This is a genomic window from Mesorhizobium sp. WSM4306 (assembly GCF_007003975.1).
Lineage (GTDB): Bacteria > Pseudomonadota > Alphaproteobacteria > Rhizobiales > Rhizobiaceae > Mesorhizobium.
The window spans coordinates 630763-646723 of the sequence record NZ_VFTC01000001.1; the positions used below are offsets into that span (position 1 = coordinate 630763).

Below are 15961 nucleotides of genomic sequence, written 5' to 3' on the forward strand. Positions count from 1 at the left end.
CAGCGCGTCGGCCTAGCTCCGCGGCGCCGTGCCCTGGATCGCCCTGCCCCAGTCGAGCAACGGCTTGGCGCGCAATGTGAAATCGACAAGCTCGTCGACCAGCGCCGGCGCGTGGATACCGGCCGGATCGATCATGTGCTGAACATAGAAGTGCCGGTTGCGGATGGCGTCGACGAGATCGGGTTCGTCGACCTGCTCGAAGCCGCGCGGCGTGCGCTTCAACCGACCCTGGGTTTCGAGTTCGAAGCCGTTTTTCTTCAGCGTTGAAAGCAGTTTTCGGAATTCGGCTGGCCGGGCGATAATGGCCTTGCGCATCGCCAGCAGCAGGGGCGGCTCCGGGTTCCACCAGGCAACGTCGGCAAAGCAGCGGTCGATCCCGACATAGACGAAGAACACGCCCTGCTCCATCTTGGTGCCGTCTGGCGACAGCATGGCCGACAGATGCTGGTTGTAGGGCCGCTTGTCCTTGGCGAAGCGCACGTCGCGATTGATGCGAAACAGCGATTTCTTGCGATCGCCGCGCAAGCCCAGACCCGCCGCCGCAAAGCGCTCGGTCAGCGTCTCGACCAGATCGCAGAACGGCTCGTGCAGTTCGCTGTCGTAAAGCGCGCGGTTTTCCTGGAACCATTCGCGGCTCTGGTGGAAGTCCAGCGCCTTCAGGAACGGAATGGCCTTTTGCCCGAACCCTTTGAACGAACCGCCGGTCACGCCTTGCCGACCCGCTGCAACCAGGTGTCTTCGTCGACGACTTCGACGCCGAGTTCACTGGCAAGCTTCAGTTTGGAGCCCGCACCCGGCCCGGCCACCAGCAGATCCGTCTTTGCCGACACCGAACCCGCCACCTTGGCACCGAGCCGTTCGGCCATCGCCTTGGCTTCGGACCGGGTCATCTTTTCCAGCGTGCCGGTGAAGACGATGGTCTTGCCGGCAACCTCGCTGTCGGCAGAGACGGTGACGATGTAGGGCTTCGGCTTGACCTGCTCGAGCAGTCTGTCGAGCACGTCGTCATTGCGCTCATTGCCGAAGAAATCGCGCAGCGCATCGATCACCGTGTCGCCGATGCCGTTGATCGAGGGGAAAACACTGTGCGGATCTTCCGCCGCTGCCGTCTCCTTTCCGACGCGGATCAGCTCCTCGATGGTCGAGAAGGTGCGGGCAAGCACCGCCGCTGTCGTTTCGCCTATATGGCGGATGCCTAGCGCGAAGATGAAGCGGTCGAGTTCCGGCTCGCGGCGCGAATCGATTGCCGCGAACAGCTTGTCGAGGCCTTCATAGTTGCGGTCCTCGACACCGCGCACATTCTTGCGCGCCTTGCCCGATGCCGCCTCGCGCTGCCTCGCCTGCTCCTCGCGCCGCTCGGCCAGCGCCCTGGTGACCGCCGGCCGGCGATCCCTCAGGGTAAAGATGTCGGCGGCGGTCTTGACCAGCCCCGAATTGAAAAACAGGTCGATGTTTTCGGCACCCAAGCCCTCGATATCGAGCGCGCCGCGCGACACGAAATGGCGCAGCCGTTCCACGGCCTGCGCGGCGCAGATCAGTTCACCGGTGCAGCGCCGCCGCGAATCCTCCTTGCCGGTCTTCTCGTTGACCTCGCGCGTCGCCGGCGAACCGCAGACCGGACAGGTGTGGGGGAATTCGTAAGGCACCGCATCGCCCGGCCGCTTGTCGATGACGACGCTGACGATCTGCGGAATCACGTCGCCTGCCCGTTGTATGACAACCGTGTCACCGATGCGCACATCGATGCCGTCGCGGATCGGCAGGCCATTGCTGTCGAATCCCTTGATGTAATCCTCATTGTGCAGCGTCACGTTTTCGACCACCACGCCGCCAACCGTGACCGGCGCCAGCCGCGCCACCGGCGCCAACGTGCCGGTGCGGCCGACCTGGATATCGATCTTCTGCACCGTCGTCATCGCCTGTTCGGCAGGGAATTTGTGCGCGACGGCCCAGCGCGGCTCGCCGGTGACAAACCCCCAACGGCGCTGCAATTCCAGCTGGTCGACCTTGTAGACGACGCCGTCGATGTCGTAGCCAAGCGACGAGCGCAGTTCCTCGATCTTGTGATATTGCGCGATGAGATCCTCGACCGACTTCGCCCGCACCATCAGCGGGCTGACCTTGAAGCCCCATTCGGCGAATTTCTGCACCGACCCGTATTGGGTCGGCGCCGGGTCTTCCGTCGTATAGCCCCAGGCATAGGCGAAGAATTTGAGGTTGCGGCTGGCGGTGACAGATGCATCCTTCTGGCGCAGCGAGCCGGCAGCCGTGTTGCGCGGATTGACGTAGTCCTGACCGCCGACGGCCGCCGAGCGCGCCTTCAGCGCCTCGAACTCGGCATAGGTCATGTAGACCTCGCCGCGTATCTCGATGGTCTCGGGCCAGCCAGAACCTTTCAGCTTCGCCGGGATGTCGGCGATGGTCCTGAGATTGGCTGTGATGTCTTCACCCACCGCACCGTCGCCGCGCGTGGCGCCCTGCACGAACACGCCGCGTTCGTAGCGCAGCGACGCCGACAGCCCGTCGATCTTCGGCTCGGCCGTAAACGCGATGTCGAGATCCTTGTCGCGGTCGAAGAAGCGGCGGCCACGCTCGATGAAATCGGTGACGTCCTCGTCGGTATAGGCCTTGGCGAGGCTGAGCATCGGCACCGCATGGCGCACCTTGGCAAAGCCTTCGGCCGGCGCGGCACCGACCCGCAGCGAGGGAGAATCCTCGCGCACCAGACCTGGGAAGCGCTCTTCGATGGCAAGGTTGCGCCGCCGCAGCGCATCGTATTCGGCGTCCGTGATCGTCGGCGCGTCCTCGGCATGGTAGCGCCGGTCGTGGCCGGCGATCTCCTCGGCCAGCCACGCAAGCTCATCCGCGGCTTCGCTTTCGCTCAACGATTCGACTGGTTTTTCAGACATGCAACGCGGTCCTCGAATTCTGGTGGGCCACTATAAATCAGGATTTGCTGTCAGCGAGATAGGCTGTGGAAAAATCAAACCCGAACAGCAGGATGTCGCCATATCCTGACTCTTTCCGGAAAAGCCAATTCGGGCATCTGCCGGTTGTTAAGCCGCCGCCGTGTTCTCGCGGAGCAACCGCTCCGCGGCCGCGCGCGCCTCGTCGGTGATGGTGGCGCCGGCCAGCATGCGCGCGATCTCTTCCTGGCGCGCCGCCCGGTCCATTTCGGCAATGCCGGTCGCGACCCGGTCGGTGCCGCCGGATTTGGAAATCAGGAAATGCGTTGCCGCGCGCGCCGCCACCTGCGGCGCATGTGTCACGGAAAGCACCTGCACCCGCGTCGACAGCCTGGCCAGTCTCTGGCCGATGGCATCGGCCACGGCGCCGCCGACGCCGGTGTCGATTTCGTCGAAGACCAATGTCGGCGCCGAGCCACGGTCGGCCAGCGCCACCTTGAGCGCCAGAAGGAAGCGCGACAGCTCGCCGCCGGATGCAACCTTCATCATCGGGCCGGGCCTTGTGCCGGGATTGGTGCGGACCCAGAACTCGACCTGATCGATGCCTTCTTCCATGCGGTTTTCGCCATCGCTGGTCAGCCCGACGATGAACTCGGCCCGCTCGAGCTTCAGCGCCGGCAGTTCGGCCATGACAGCCTTGGTCAGGCCGATCGCAGCCGCATGGCGAAGCGAGGACAGCTGGGCCGCCGAAATGTCATAGGCCTCGCGCGCCGCGGCGGCCTGTTTCTCCAACCCATGCAGACGTTCCTCGCCGGCATCGAGATCGGCAAGGTCGGCCGACATCGTGTCGCGCAGCTGCGCCAGATCGTCGACCGCCACGCTGTGCTTGCGTGACGCCGCGCGCAGCGAAAACAGCCGCTCTTCCGCTTTCTCCAACCGCTGTGGATCGTATTCGGTGGCGCGCAGCGCCGCCTCGACACCGGATTGCGCGGCATCCAGCGACAGCATCGCCTCATCGAGCGACTTCACAACATCCTCAAGCAGGCCAGGTGCTTCGCTGGCCTTGCGCTGCAGCCTTCTCAGCAGGCTGGCCAGTTGCGGCAACGGCGAGGATGGGCCTGACAGCACATCCTGCGCGTCGTGTATTTCCGAGGCGATCTTTTCCGCCCGCATCATCGTGGTGCGCAGTTCCGCCAGCTGCGTCTCCTCGCCGGGCTGCGGATCGAGCTTGGCCAGCTCAGCGACCGACGCCCTGAGATAATCGGCCTCGCGCGCCGCCGCCTCGACCTTGGCGCGATGTCTGGCAAAGTCCTGCTCGCAGCCGCGCCAATAGCGCCACGCCTCGCCCGTCGCACGGGCAGCACCGAGATGGCCGCCAAAACTATCCAGCAATTCGCGATGCGCGCCAGGATCGACCAGAGCCCGCTCATCATGCTGGCCGTGGATTTCGACCAGTGCGTGGCCGATGTCTCGCATCAAGGTGACGCTCGACGGTTGGTCGTTGACGAAGACACGCGTGCGGCCATCCGCTGTCTGCAGCCGGCGCAGGATGATGTCGCCGTCGTCCTCGATGGCGTTTTCGGCCAGCAGCGCACGTACAGGGTGATTGCGGGGCACGTCGAACACGGCAATGACTTGGCCCTGGGCGGCGCCGTGCCGCACCAGCGAGGCATCGCCGCGCGCGCCAAGCGCCAGCGACAGCGCGTCGAGCAGGATGGATTTGCCGGCGCCGGTTTCACCGGTCAGCACAGAAAGGCCGGGCTGGAAGTCGATATCCAGCTTCTCGATCAGGACGATATCGCGGATCGACAGTCTGGAAAGCATCAGAACCCGAACCTATCGCATGTCGCCCCAAGCGGACCGGTCTGGGGCAACGGCATGCACAAAACAAAAGACTTAACGGCGCGACACGCCTCAATGCGGCATGCGACCGGTGGAGTCGCAGCGCCGCACTATCTTTTTGTTTGAGCGTCGGATCAATCCGAAAAGCGCTGTGTCCGCTTCTGTAGAGGCTTCAAGCGCCGGTGATCAGCTTTCCGGCCTTGGATATCCACGATCCGGCATTCTCGCGCGGCTCAAGCCCGTTGCTCTGCAAGAGCTTGTAGGAATCCTTGTACCACTGGCTGTCAGGATAGTTGGTGCCGAGCACGGCTGCGGCCGTCTGCGCTTCCGAGGTCAAGCCCATCGCGTAATAGCTCTCGGTCAAGCGCGCCAGCGCCTCTTCGACATGGCGGGTGTTGGAATAGTTCTCGACCACATTGCGGAAGCGTTTGACGGCGGCGATGTATTCACGCCGCTCGAGATAGTAGCGGCCGATCTGCATCTCCTTGCCGGCGAGCTGGTCGTTGGCAAAACGGATCTTTTCCTTGGCGTCGTCGACATATTCCGAAGTCGGCCAGCGCGTCACCAGATCCTGCATGGTTTGCACGGTCTGGCGTGCTTCCTTCTGATCCTGGGTGACGTCCTTGATCTGGCGGTAGTAGCTCAGGCCAATGATGTACTGGGCGTAAGCGGCGTCGTCGGTCGACGGATAGAGCGTGAGATAGCGCTTGGCCGAGCCGATCGCCTCGTCATAGTGGCCGGCGCGATAGTCGGCGAAGGCGCCCATCACCATCGATTTGCGGGCCCACTCGGAATAGGGATGCTGGCGGTCGACGGCGTCGAACTTCTTGCTCGCCTCATCCAGGCGGCCGGCGTTGAGATTGGCAAGGCCTTGATTGTAAAGGACGTCGGCCGGTTCGGTCTGGTCGACATAGGTCGACAAATCGACGTCTTTCTCGGACGACATGCAGGCCGACAAGAACAGCGATGGCACAACTATCGAAAGCGCCAGGAAAACAGCCCGATACGGCGCTTTCGATTGACCAACTCGCGTGAAGAACATGATTGGATTGCGCCCTTTCGGCGTTATTTCAATGCCTTTCGCATGGCGTTCCCTCAAAACTGGTCCCCACTTTTGAGCGACATGCGTCTAATCGACGGCAGCAGCCATAAACCATAACTGTCTTGCCCAGCAACGCTATGTCTAGCCAATCGCACATTTTTGTGGCGGCTTGGTGTTGCCTCGAAAGCTATGCGCTTTCACCGGCAGGTGATGCATCCGTGCAACACCAGCCGGCGCTCAGAAAGCCAGAAAATCGTTAAGAATCAGATCACCCAGGGCGCGAAGACAGGCCCGGTGACGGCGCTCATCTCGGCAGTGCGGCCGCGCTCGCGGCGTGTGGTTTCGACGACCTCGAAGGCTGAACGGTCGGACAAAAGCCGCCGCAAGGCCGCGGCATTCATCCGGTGACCGCCGCGATAGGAGCGGAAGCAGCCGATGAAGCGAGCGCCGGCGAGCGCCAGATCGCCCATCGCGTCCATCGTCTTGTGGCGGGCGAACTCGTTGGGATAGCGCAGGCCGCCCATATTGATCACCCGGTTGTCGTCGCCGATCACCAGCGAGTTCTCCAGCGAGGAGCCCAGCGCATAGCCGGCCGCCCACAGTCGCTCCACGTCCTTCATGAAACCGAAGGTGCGGGCGCGCGCGATGTCCTGGCGGAAGACGTCGGGATTGATGTCGGAGGCGAACAGCTGCCGGCCGATCGCCGGGCTCTCGAAATCGATTTCGACCTCGAAACGGGTGCCGCTATAAGGCCTGAATTCAGCCCAGGACGCGCCGTTCTCGATCCGGACCGGCTTGACCACCCTGATGTAGCGGCGCTTGACCGCCAGCGTCTCGATGCCGGCCTGGTCGATGGCTTCGACGAACGCCACCGCGCTGCCGTCGAGGATCGGAACCTCGTGGCCGTCGATCTCGATGACGATGTTGTCGATGCCGAGTCCGAAGAGCGTCGCCATCAGATGTTCGACGGTGGCGATATGCTCGCCTGCCGGATCGCCGAGCATGGTGCAGAGGTCGGTCGCGCCGACTTCGGCAACCAGCGCACGGAACTCGCGGCTCTCGCTTCCGGTCGAAAGGAGGAAGACGACGCCGGTGTCGGCGTCCGCGGGGAGGAAATTGACGGTGACCGGTTTGCCGCTATGAACGCCGGTACCTGTCAGCGTTGCACGCGATCGAAGTGTCGTCTGGTAGTCTTGCAAGACAAACCCCATAGCCCATAACGCCCATGTCCGCTTTATAGCCCCAAAGGGCGCGGCTCTTGATTATCGGCAGGCAGGGCCAACTCCCCGAATCCCAGCACACCGAAAGTGCTGCGGCAAAGATAGTGGTCCGTCAGGGAGACTCCAAATCACGGTTTCTTACTCTGTGTAACCGCGACCGACCGTGAGCGTCACTTCGTAACACTATGGTATTAAAGGATTTTTTTGGTTAACAGGCAAACGATCTCTCGTCTGCCTGTTAACAAGTGTTACATACCGTTAACGCCTCAGTTGGCCTGGCGGCGCAGGAAAGCCGGGATCTCCAGCTGGTCGTCTTCCTGGGCAGACCTGGTCTGCGGCGTCAACCGGCCCTGGTCGTCGAGCTGGCCGCGGCGCGGCGCATAAAGCTGCGGATCCTGGCTGGCAAGGCGGCGCATTTCCGGCGCCGCCTGGCGCAGTTTCGGTTCGCGCGGCTGCGCCGGCTGCAGCCGGGCTGGCTCTTCCTCGCGGCGCGTCAGCCCGTTGGTCAGCCGCTTGAGAAGCCCCATCGGCCCGCTGTTTTCATGGTCGGCCGGACGGCCCTTGGCTTCCACCTCGGCCTTCACCACCGGCGGAAAATCCTCCACCCGCGGCATGCGCTGCGGCGCGGCAGCCACCGGCTGCGGCATTTCGCGCAGCGGCGCCGGCTGCATCACCTGATGCACGACAGGCTGTGGTTGGGCAGGAGGGGCCTGGAAGATCTTGCTCTGCGGGCGGAAATCTTCCGCCTGGGCTATCGGCGCCGGACGAGCCATTGCCGCCGCATTGGCTTCGGCAAGCTGAATCGCCTCGGCGACCGGATCGGCCGCGCGCGTCTCATAGGTCTGCTGGACCGGCGCTGGCCGGCCTTCCGCGGCCGGAGCCGGACGGCTGACTGGCTTCTGCTGCGGCGGCACGGCGCGGATCGAGATCGGCACCGCGGCGATTTCAGCCGCCGACTTGTCGATGCCGGTGGCGACCACCGAGACGCGGATGACGCCTTCGAGTTCCTCGTCGAAAGTGGCGCCGAGGATGATGTTGGCGTCCTGGTCGACTTCCTCACGGATGCGGGTCGCGGCTTCGTCGACTTCGAACAGGGTCAGGTCGCGGCCGCCGGTGATCGAGATCAGCAGGCCCTTGGCGCCCCTCATCGAGGTCTCGTCGAGCAGCGGGTTGGCGATCGCTGCCTCGGCGGCGGCCATCGCGCGGCCCTCGCCCGAAGCCTCGCCGGTGCCCATCATCGCCTTGCCCATCTCGCGCATCACCGAGCGGACGTCGGCGAAGTCGAGATTGATCAGGCCTTCCTTGACCATCAGGTCGGTGATGCAGGCAACGCCGGAATAGAGCACCTGGTCGGCCATGGCGAAGGCGTCGGCGAAGGTGGTCTTGTCATTGGCCAGCCGGAACAGGTTCTGGTTGGGGATGACGATCAGGGTGTCGACGCATTTCTGCAGTTCCTCGATGCCCATATCCGCCGTCTTCATGCGACGCTGGCCTTCGAAATGGAACGGCTTGGTGACGACGCCGACGGTGAGGATACCCTTTTCGCGCGCCGCGCGGGCAACGACCGGAGCAGCACCGGTGCCGGTGCCGCCGCCCATGCCGGCGGTGACGAAGCACATATGGGTGTTGGAGAGGTGATCGATGATCTCATCGATGCACTCTTCCGCCGCCGCGCGACCGACTTCCGGCTGCGATCCGGCGCCGAGGCCCTCGGTGACATGCGCGCCGAGCTGGATTAGCCGCTCGGCCTTCGACATGGTCAGCGCCTGCGCGTCGGTGTTGGCCACCACGAACTCGACGCCGCGCAAGCCGGCGGTGATCATGTTGTTGACGGCATTGCCGCCGCCGCCGCCGACACCGAACACGGTGATCCGCGGCTTGAGCTCGGTGATGTCCGGCTTTTGCAGATTGATGGTCATTGTCTCCGTCCTTTGCCTTTCCCGCCGCTTCGCCGCCGCGGCCGCCTATGGGGCTGTCCCCGTCAATTAGAAACTGTCTCTCAACCACTGACTCATGCGATGCAGTTTTCCGCCCGTTCCGGTCATCCTGAGACCGGAAATTCCTTTCGCCGGATGGCTCTCGAAATTCGCCATCTGCGGATAGATCAGCAGTCCGACCGCCGTCGAGAAGGCCGGCCCCTTGGCGGCTTCCGGCAGGCCTGCCACGCCAAGCGGGCGACCGATGCGCACATTGCGTCCCAGAATCCGGCGCGCTGCTTCTGGCAGGCCGGCAAGCTGGCTGGCCCCACCGGTCAGCACTACGCGTTTTCCCACGGCATTGCCGTAGCCGGACTTGTTCAGCCGGTCGCGCAGAAGCTCCAGCGTCTCGTCGATGCGGGCGCGAATGATGCGCGTCATCACCGAGCGCGGGATCTGCAGCGGCATCTCGCCTTCCTCGCCGATCGGCTGGATCGACACCAGGTCGCGATCGTCGGCACTGCCGGGCAGCGCCGAGCCATGCATCACCTTCAGGCGTTCGGCGGCGTCGAGCGACGTCGACAGTCCCTTGGCCATATCCAGCGTCACATGGTTGCCGCCGATGGCGATGGCGTCGCCATGGACGAACTTGCCTTCCGAAAACACCGAGATCGTCGTCGTGCCGCCGCCCATGTCGATGCAGGCCGCGCCCATTTCGAGTTCGTCGTCGACCAAGGCTGCAAGCCCGCTGGCGTAGGGCGTCGCCACCATGCGCTCGACCGACAGATGCGAACGGTTGATGCATAGCTCCAGATTGCGCAGCGGTGCGGCGTCGCCCGTCAGCACATGCATGTCGACGCCGAGCTGATCGCCGACCATGCCGCGCGGATCGCGCACGCCGCGTTCGGCATCCAGCGAAAAGCCAACGGGCAGCGAATGGATCACGTCGCGCTCGGCCTTCAGCGCCTGCTTGGCGCCGGCGGCAAGCACGCGCTTGATGTCGGCCTCGTCGGCCTGATGGCCGCCAAGGTTGATGGTGGCCGAATAGGTCTCGCTCTTCAGCCGGCCGGCCGTCATGTTGACGATCAGCGAGTCTACCGTCAGTCCCGCCATGCGCTCGGCGGCGTCGACGGACAGGCGAATGGCGTGCTCGGCGCGGTCGAGATCGACAACCACGCCCGACTTCACGCCTTGCGACTTCTGATGGCCGATGCCGATCACCTGGATGCGATGCGAGCGGCCGCGCAACAGCTTGCCGTCCTCGCGCGGCTTCAGCTTCGCCACCACGCAGCAAACCTTGCTTGAGCCGACATCCAGCACGGTCAGCGTGCCGGAGCGGCGCGAAGAGGCATCGCTGTTGCCGCCAAGCCAGCTCATATCTTCGTCTCCGACTTGCGCTTGAGGCTTTGCGGTTTTTCGTTGAGCGCCGCCTGGCGCTGCGTCGCCGCTTCCGGCGTCAGCTGCACGACCAGGCGATCGGAGATGCGCATGTCGACGGCGGCGATATCGCGCGTCAGAAGACCGTTGTCATGATCCATCCGAACCAGCTCCGCGATTGCCTGGTCCTCGCCATCCTCGGGCAGCTTGACGGTGATGCCGTTTTCCAGCTTCAGGTCCCAGCGCCGTTCGCCGATGCGGATATAGCCTTTGACCCGCGCCGCGAGTTCGGGAAATTTCTTGATCTTGGCCAGGAAGTCGGGCGCCTTGGCCGGCGCACCGGTGCCGATGATCAGCGGCAGCAAAGCCTGCTTGCCGCCCGAGAACGGCGCGATCACCGCGCCGGAGCGCTCAATGACCGAAAGCTCCGAGCCCTGCTGCCAGAGCGCGAAAGGTTCGCGCTCCTCGACACGAACTTCCAGCGTATGCGGATAGACCTTGCGCACCGCCGCCACTTCGACCCAGGGCAGAGTATCGATGCGCTCACGCGCTGCCTCGGCATCGAAGCCGATCAGCGACGTCCAGCCATCGAGTTCAAGCCGGTCCAGTATGTCGATCTCCGAGGTCTGACGGTTGCCGACCACCTTGATCTGGTCGACGGCAAAGCCGGTGCGGGCTGTGATGCTCTGGACGATGTCGTCGGCATGGCCGCCGAGAATGGCGCCGTACAGACTGCTTGACGCAATGAGCGAGGCGGACAGGATGGCCGCGGAAAAGCGCGGCGCGACGAAGTCGCCGCCACCCAGGCGCGCCAACACGCGCACCGGCCGGCGCAGCACGCGCGGCAGCACGAAATGGTCGAACGACAACGGCATGCCGAACAGCGCCGGCCCGGCGCCGCCCCTGCCCTTGTCCTGTCCCCATTTCAACGCAGACACGAAGCGTCCTCCACCATCCAACTCAACAGATCGCCGAATGAATGCCCCGCTTGGGCGGCGATTTCAGGCACCAAAGACGTCGGCGTCATGCCCGGCTGAGTGTTGATCTCGAGCCAGACAATTTCGCCGTTTTCGGAGTGACGATCGTCATAGCGGAAGTCCGACCGGGAAACGCCCCGACAGCCGATAGCCAAATGTGCCTTGAGCGCCAGTGTCTGTATTTTTTGGTAAATATTCGGTGAAATTTTAGCAGGGATTTCGTGTTTTGATCCGCCGGCGACGTATTTTGAATCATAGTCGTAGAAGGAATGGCCGGTCGGAATGATCTCGCAGACGCCCAGCGCCACATCGCCCATGACGGCGCAGGTCAGCTCGCGTCCATGGATGTAGCGCTCGACCATGACGGTCTCGCCATATTTCCAATCGGACGAGCCGATGACCTGCGGCGGATGCGACTGCCCTTCATGCACGATGACGACGCCGAAGCTCGAGCCTTCATTGACCGGCTTGACCACATAGGGCGGCTTCATCGGGTGCTTGTTCTGGATGGCGAAGCGGCTGGCAACTTTCGATTCCGCCACCGCGATGCCTGCAGCCTTGGCGACCTTCTTGGCCTGCTCCTTGTTCATGGCGAGCGCCGAGGCGAGCACGCCCGAATGGGTGTAGGGAATGGCGAGATATTCGAGGATGCCCTGGATAGTGCCGTCTTCACCGAACGGGCCGTGCAACGCGTTGAAGACAACATCAGGCTTGAGCTCGCCAAGCACAGCGCCGACGTCGCGCGCAACGTCGACGCGGGTAACCTGGTAGCCTTCCTTCTCAAGCGCATCCGCACACGCCTTTCCCGAAGACAGAGACACGGGCCGCTCGGACGAGAATCCGCCCAGGAGGACAGCCACATGCTTGTTCTTCATATCCCGTCATCCCTCTCACGGCGGGCCCGCAACCACGCATTCAGCGACCAGATGGAGTCCGAGTCTCCCGGCAGGTTGCCCCCCAGACGGAAAACGCGGTCGACGCGTCGAACGACTCAAATCAGGAAACGCTTTAGGGCAGAGAATCAGAGAGTTGATTCGCTGGCAAGTGCTTATGATTCCGACAGATTCACTTTCCGCGAAAACGGCGGCAAAAAGCGTGCAGTTGAGTCTTTCGGGCAACGGTCGCGCGGTTGTTTCAGACCGTTTGAAGTTCATGCATCACATGAACTTCAGCTTGCGCCAAGATGCCTAGAGAAGTTGCCCAAGGAACTCTTGCACGGCGTGGCCGGGGCGGAAATTGCCGATGCGCTTGATTTCCCACTGCAGCCGGATGCCGGAATTTACAAGCACCCGGGCGCGCACCGTCTCGCCGAGATATTCAAGGTCATAGCCGGTCGCGGTTCCGGTGTTGATCATGAAGTTGCAGTGCATCGGCGACATCTGCGCGCCGCCGATCATCAACCCTCGGCAGCCGGCCTTGTCGATCTCCTTCCAGGCCGAGGTGCCTTCCGGATTCTTGAAGGTCGAGCCGCCGGTCTTCTCGCGGATCGGCTGCACCGTCTCGCGGTGCGTCTGGACGGCGTCCATCGCCGCCTTGATCGCCGCCTTGTCTTCCAAAACGCCTTCGAAAATGGCGGAGGTGAAGATCAGCCCGGCAGGTGCCGCAGAGTGACGATAGGAATAGCCCATGTCTTCATTGCTCAGCGTGTGCAGATTGCCCTTGCGGTCGAGCGCCCGCACCTCGACGACGCGCTCGCGCGTCTCGACGCCGTTGGCGCCGGCATTCATCCTGAGCGCGCCACCGATGGCGCCGGGAATGCCGTGATAGAAATGGAAGCCGCCAATGCCGGCCTCATAGGCAACGGCGGCGACACGTTTGTCCGGCGTTGCAGCACCCGCCTTGATGCCGGTCGGCGAAATGACCTCGGCTTCGCCAAAACCCTTGGCCGAAAGCCTGATGACGAAACCCGGAATACCGCCGTCGCGCACCAGAAGGTTCGAGCCGACACCGACGATGGTCAGCGGGACATCCTCCGGCACCGCGCGCAGGAAAGCGGCAAGGTCTTCCTCGTCGGCCGGCTGGAACAGCACCTCGGCCAGCCCTCCGGCGCGGAACCAGGTGATCTTGTCCATCTCGGCGTTCGGCGTCAGCCGGCCGCGCAGGCCGGCAAGCCGGCCGCCAAGTCTGTCGATCAGGTCCTGGCCGCGCATCATGAGACCGCACCGCCAAGTTCTTTGGGCAGTGCATAGGCCCATTGGGTGATGTTGCCGGCGCCGAGGAAGACAACGAAGTCGCCGGACTTGGCCAGTTCGCGGATGGTGGGGGCGATGGCAGCAGCACCGTCGATATATCGCGCATCGCGGTGACCGCCCGAGCGGATGCGCGACACCAGCGCCTCCGAAGTCACGCCGTTGATCGGCTCTTCACCCGCTGCATAGACTGGGGCCACCATCACCGTGTCGGCATCGTTGAAGCAGACAGAGAATTCGTCGAAAAGATCGTGCAGGCGGGTGAAGCGGTGCGGCTGCGCAATGGCAATGACGCGGCCCTTGGTGGCGCTGCGCGCCGCTTTCAGCACCGCTGTGATCTCGACCGGGTGATGGCCGTAATCGTCGAAGATCTCGACGCCGTTCCACGAGCCGGTATGGGTGAAGCGCCGCTTGACGCCGGCGAAGGACGACAGCCCCTTCTTGATCGCCTCGGCCGACAGGCCGAGTTCATGCGCAACCGCAATCGCGGCAGTCGCGTTGGAGACATTGTGGCGGCCGGGCATCGGCAGGCGCAGGTCCGATATCGTCGTCTGGCCGCCGGTTTTGCGGTCGCGGATCACCACGTCGAACTCGGAGGCAGCGCCAGCCATACGATGGTTGGTGAAGCGCACATCGGCCTGCGCGTTCTCGCCATAGGTGATGACGCGGCGGTCCTCGATGCGGCTTACCAGCGCCTGCACCTCCGGGTGGTCGGTGCACATCACGCCAAAGCCGTAGAAAGGCACGTTCTCGACGAACTGGCGAAAGGCTTCGCGCACCTTGTCGAAGCTGCCGTAGTGGTCGAGATGCTCCGGATCGATGTTGGTGACGACGGCGATTTCGGCCGGCAGCTTGAGGAAAGTGCCGTCGCTTTCGTCGGCTTCGACCACCATCCATTCGCCATCGCCCATGCGGGCATTGGTGCCATAGGCATTGATGATGCCGCCATTGATCACGGTCGGGTCGAGCCCGCCGGCATCGAGCAGCGTCGCCACCATCGAGGTGGTCGTCGTCTTGCCGTGCGTGCCGCCGATGGCGACGGCCTGGCGGAAGCGCATCAATTCGGCCAGCATCTCGGCGCGGCGCACGATCGGCAAAAGCTTCTCGCGCGCTGCTTTCAGCTCCGGATTGGATTTCTTGATCGCCGTCGACACCACCACCACTTCGGCAGCACCGATATTCTCGGCCTTGTGGCCGACGAAGCATTCGATGCCCTTGTCGCGCAGCCGTTGCACATTGGCGCTGTCGGCCTGGTCGGAGCCCTGCACCTTGTAGCCGAGATTGTGCAGCACTTCGGCGATGCCGCTCATGCCGATGCCGCCAATGCCGATGAAATGCACAAGGCCGATGGTTTGCGGCATCTTCATCAATGCGTCCTCTTCCTGAAATCCGATACGGTTTTTCTGGACGCAATAGCCTCTGTGAGATCGGCGAGCAACCGTGCCGCGTCCGGCCGGCCGACCGATTTTGCGCCGGCAGCCATGGCCGCCAGCCGCTCGGGACTGTCCATCAGCCCGCCAACAAGCGCCGCGATGCGCTCGGGCGACAGCGACGATTGCGGATGCACCTCGCCGCCGCCGGCTGCGGCAAGAGCGGCTGCATTCGCCGCCTGGTCATGGTCCAGCGCATAGGGATAAGGCACCAGCAGCGCCGGCCGGCCGATGACGGCGATTTCCGAGACCGTCGAGGCGCCGGAGCGCGAAATCACCAGATGCGCGGTGGCCATTCGCTGTGCCATATCGGTGAAGAACGGCGAGACCTCGACATGGACGCCAAGGGCCGCATAGCCGGCCTTCACCCGCGCCACGTCGTCGGCGCGGGCCTGCTGGGTGATCACCAGCCGCTTGCGTTGCGCCTCCGGCAGAAGTGCGATGGCCGCCGGCATGGCATCTGAAAAGAACTGCGCGCCCTGGCTGCCGCCGAACACCAGGAGCCGGAACGGCTCCTCGCCTTGGGATGCCGTGTAGGGCGTCCTTGCCGCCTCCAGGATCGGCGGCCTGACCGGATTGCCTGTTATGACTGTCTTGGCGCCGGCAGCACTTTCGTCTTCAGGCAGAAAGCCGCCGGCAATGGCGTCGACGCGGCCAGACAGCGCCCGGTTGGCGCGGCCCATCACCGCATTCTGTTCGTGGATCAGCGTCGGCACCTTGCGCCGTGTTGCCGCATAAAGCGGCGGCAAGGTCGGATAGCCGCCGAAGCCGACAACCGCGTCAGGTTTGATCCTGGCGATTACCGCGGAGGCCTGGCGCACGCCGCGCCAGATCTTCCAGAACGCGCCGAGCAAGGCGAAGGGGTTTTTCGAGCCCATGGTCGCCGACTGGATCGGATGGATGGCGGTGGCCGGGAAATGGCCGGCAAACCGCTCGGCGCGGTCGTCGGTCGCCAGATGCACGCTCCAGCCGCGTTCGATCAGCTCATGCGCCAGCGCCTCGGCCGGAAACAGATGTCCACCGGTTCCACCTGCCGCGAGAAGAATGACACCGCGCGCCATA

General features: G+C 63.8%; 12 protein-coding genes. All 12 read right to left on the reverse strand.

Annotated elements, in window-relative coordinates; genetic code table 11:
• Positions 1 to 12 precede the first annotated feature (12 nt).
• The gene (locus FJV77_RS03225) at positions 13 to 708 is read right to left on the reverse strand and encodes a TIGR02453 family protein (RefSeq protein WP_142865387.1); all 696 of its coding nucleotides are present in this window, start codon (positions 706 to 708) and stop codon (positions 13 to 15) included.
• Positions 705 to 2909, reverse strand: a complete 2205-nt coding sequence (ligA, locus tag FJV77_RS03230; RefSeq protein WP_142865389.1) for an NAD-dependent DNA ligase LigA — start codon at positions 2907 to 2909, stop codon at positions 705 to 707. The genes FJV77_RS03225 and ligA overlap by 4 nt, the downstream gene beginning before the upstream one ends.
• 147 nt (positions 2910 to 3056) lie before the next feature.
• Positions 3057 to 4730, reverse strand: a complete 1674-nt coding sequence (gene recN / locus FJV77_RS03235; RefSeq protein WP_142865391.1) for a DNA repair protein RecN — start codon at positions 4728 to 4730, stop codon at positions 3057 to 3059.
• A gap of 190 nt (positions 4731 to 4920) precedes the next feature.
• The gene (locus FJV77_RS03240) at positions 4921 to 5790 is read right to left on the reverse strand and encodes an outer membrane protein assembly factor BamD (RefSeq protein WP_112560393.1); all 870 of its coding nucleotides are present in this window, start codon (positions 5788 to 5790) and stop codon (positions 4921 to 4923) included.
• Between the two features lie 263 nt (positions 5791 to 6053).
• The gene (gene lpxC / locus FJV77_RS03245; protein WP_142865393.1) at positions 6054 to 7001 is read right to left on the reverse strand and encodes a UDP-3-O-acyl-N-acetylglucosamine deacetylase; all 948 of its coding nucleotides are present in this window, start codon (positions 6999 to 7001) and stop codon (positions 6054 to 6056) included.
• Positions 7002 to 7276: 275 nt separating this feature from the next.
• Entirely contained in the window at positions 7277 to 8929 is a 1653-nt protein-coding gene (gene ftsZ / locus FJV77_RS03250) for a cell division protein FtsZ (protein ID WP_142865395.1), read from the reverse strand.
• A 66-nt stretch (positions 8930 to 8995) separates the two neighbouring features.
• Complete coding sequence (gene ftsA / locus FJV77_RS03255; protein ID WP_142865397.1) at positions 8996 to 10303, reverse strand: cell division protein FtsA; 1308 nt, start codon at positions 10301 to 10303, stop codon at positions 8996 to 8998.
• A complete protein-coding gene (locus FJV77_RS03260; RefSeq protein ID WP_142865399.1) occupies positions 10300 to 11241 on the reverse strand; it encodes a cell division protein FtsQ/DivIB in 942 nt (313 codons plus the stop codon). The genes ftsA and FJV77_RS03260 overlap by 4 nt, the downstream gene beginning before the upstream one ends.
• Positions 11229 to 12155 (reverse strand): D-alanine--D-alanine ligase, encoded by a 927-nt coding sequence (locus FJV77_RS03265; RefSeq protein WP_142865401.1) that lies wholly within the window; start codon positions 12153 to 12155, stop codon positions 11229 to 11231. The genes FJV77_RS03260 and FJV77_RS03265 overlap by 13 nt, the downstream gene beginning before the upstream one ends.
• Before the next feature lie 312 nt (positions 12156 to 12467).
• Positions 12468 to 13433 (reverse strand): UDP-N-acetylmuramate dehydrogenase, encoded by a 966-nt coding sequence (murB, locus tag FJV77_RS03270; protein WP_142865403.1) that lies wholly within the window; start codon positions 13431 to 13433, stop codon positions 12468 to 12470.
• On the reverse strand, positions 13430 to 14836 hold the full coding sequence (gene murC, locus FJV77_RS03275; protein WP_142865404.1) for a UDP-N-acetylmuramate--L-alanine ligase: 1407 nt from the start codon (positions 14834 to 14836) through the stop codon (positions 13430 to 13432). The genes murB and murC overlap by 4 nt, the downstream gene beginning before the upstream one ends.
• Positions 14836 to 15960: an undecaprenyldiphospho-muramoylpentapeptide beta-N-acetylglucosaminyltransferase gene (murG, locus tag FJV77_RS03280; protein WP_142865407.1), complete on the reverse strand. Its 1125-nt coding sequence runs from the start codon at positions 15958 to 15960 to the stop codon at positions 14836 to 14838. Before murG ends, murC begins: the two co-directional genes overlap by 1 nt.
• Position 15961 lies beyond the last annotated feature (1 nt).

What these genes read in the sequence shown, in the direction of transcription:
- ftsZ (WP_142865395.1), bottom strand. Translation starts at nt 8,929, where the DNA reads ATGACCATCAATCTGCAAAAGCCGGACATCACCGAGCTCAAGCCGCGG.
- murG (WP_142865407.1), bottom strand. Translation starts at nt 15,960, where the DNA reads ATGGCGCGCGGTGTCATTCTTCTCGCGGCAGGTGGAACCGGTGGACAT.
- ligA (WP_142865389.1), bottom strand. Translation starts at nt 2,909, where the DNA reads ATGTCTGAAAAACCAGTCGAATCGTTGAGCGAAAGCGAAGCCGCGGAT.
- FJV77_RS03265 (WP_142865401.1), bottom strand. Translation starts at nt 12,155, where the DNA reads ATGAAGAACAAGCATGTGGCTGTCCTCCTGGGCGGATTCTCGTCCGAG.
- murB (WP_142865403.1), bottom strand. Translation starts at nt 13,433, where the DNA reads ATGATGCGCGGCCAGGACCTGATCGACAGACTTGGCGGCCGGCTTGCC.
- recN (WP_142865391.1), bottom strand. Translation starts at nt 4,730, where the DNA reads ATGCTTTCCAGACTGTCGATCCGCGATATCGTCCTGATCGAGAAGCTG.
- ftsA (WP_142865397.1), bottom strand. Translation starts at nt 10,303, where the DNA reads ATGAGCTGGCTTGGCGGCAACAGCGATGCCTCTTCGCGCCGCTCCGGC.
- lpxC (WP_142865393.1), bottom strand. Translation starts at nt 7,001, where the DNA reads ATGGGGTTTGTCTTGCAAGACTACCAGACGACACTTCGATCGCGTGCA.
- murC (WP_142865404.1), bottom strand. Translation starts at nt 14,836, where the DNA reads ATGAAGATGCCGCAAACCATCGGCCTTGTGCATTTCATCGGCATTGGC.
- FJV77_RS03240 (WP_112560393.1), bottom strand. Translation starts at nt 5,790, where the DNA reads ATGTTCTTCACGCGAGTTGGTCAATCGAAAGCGCCGTATCGGGCTGTT.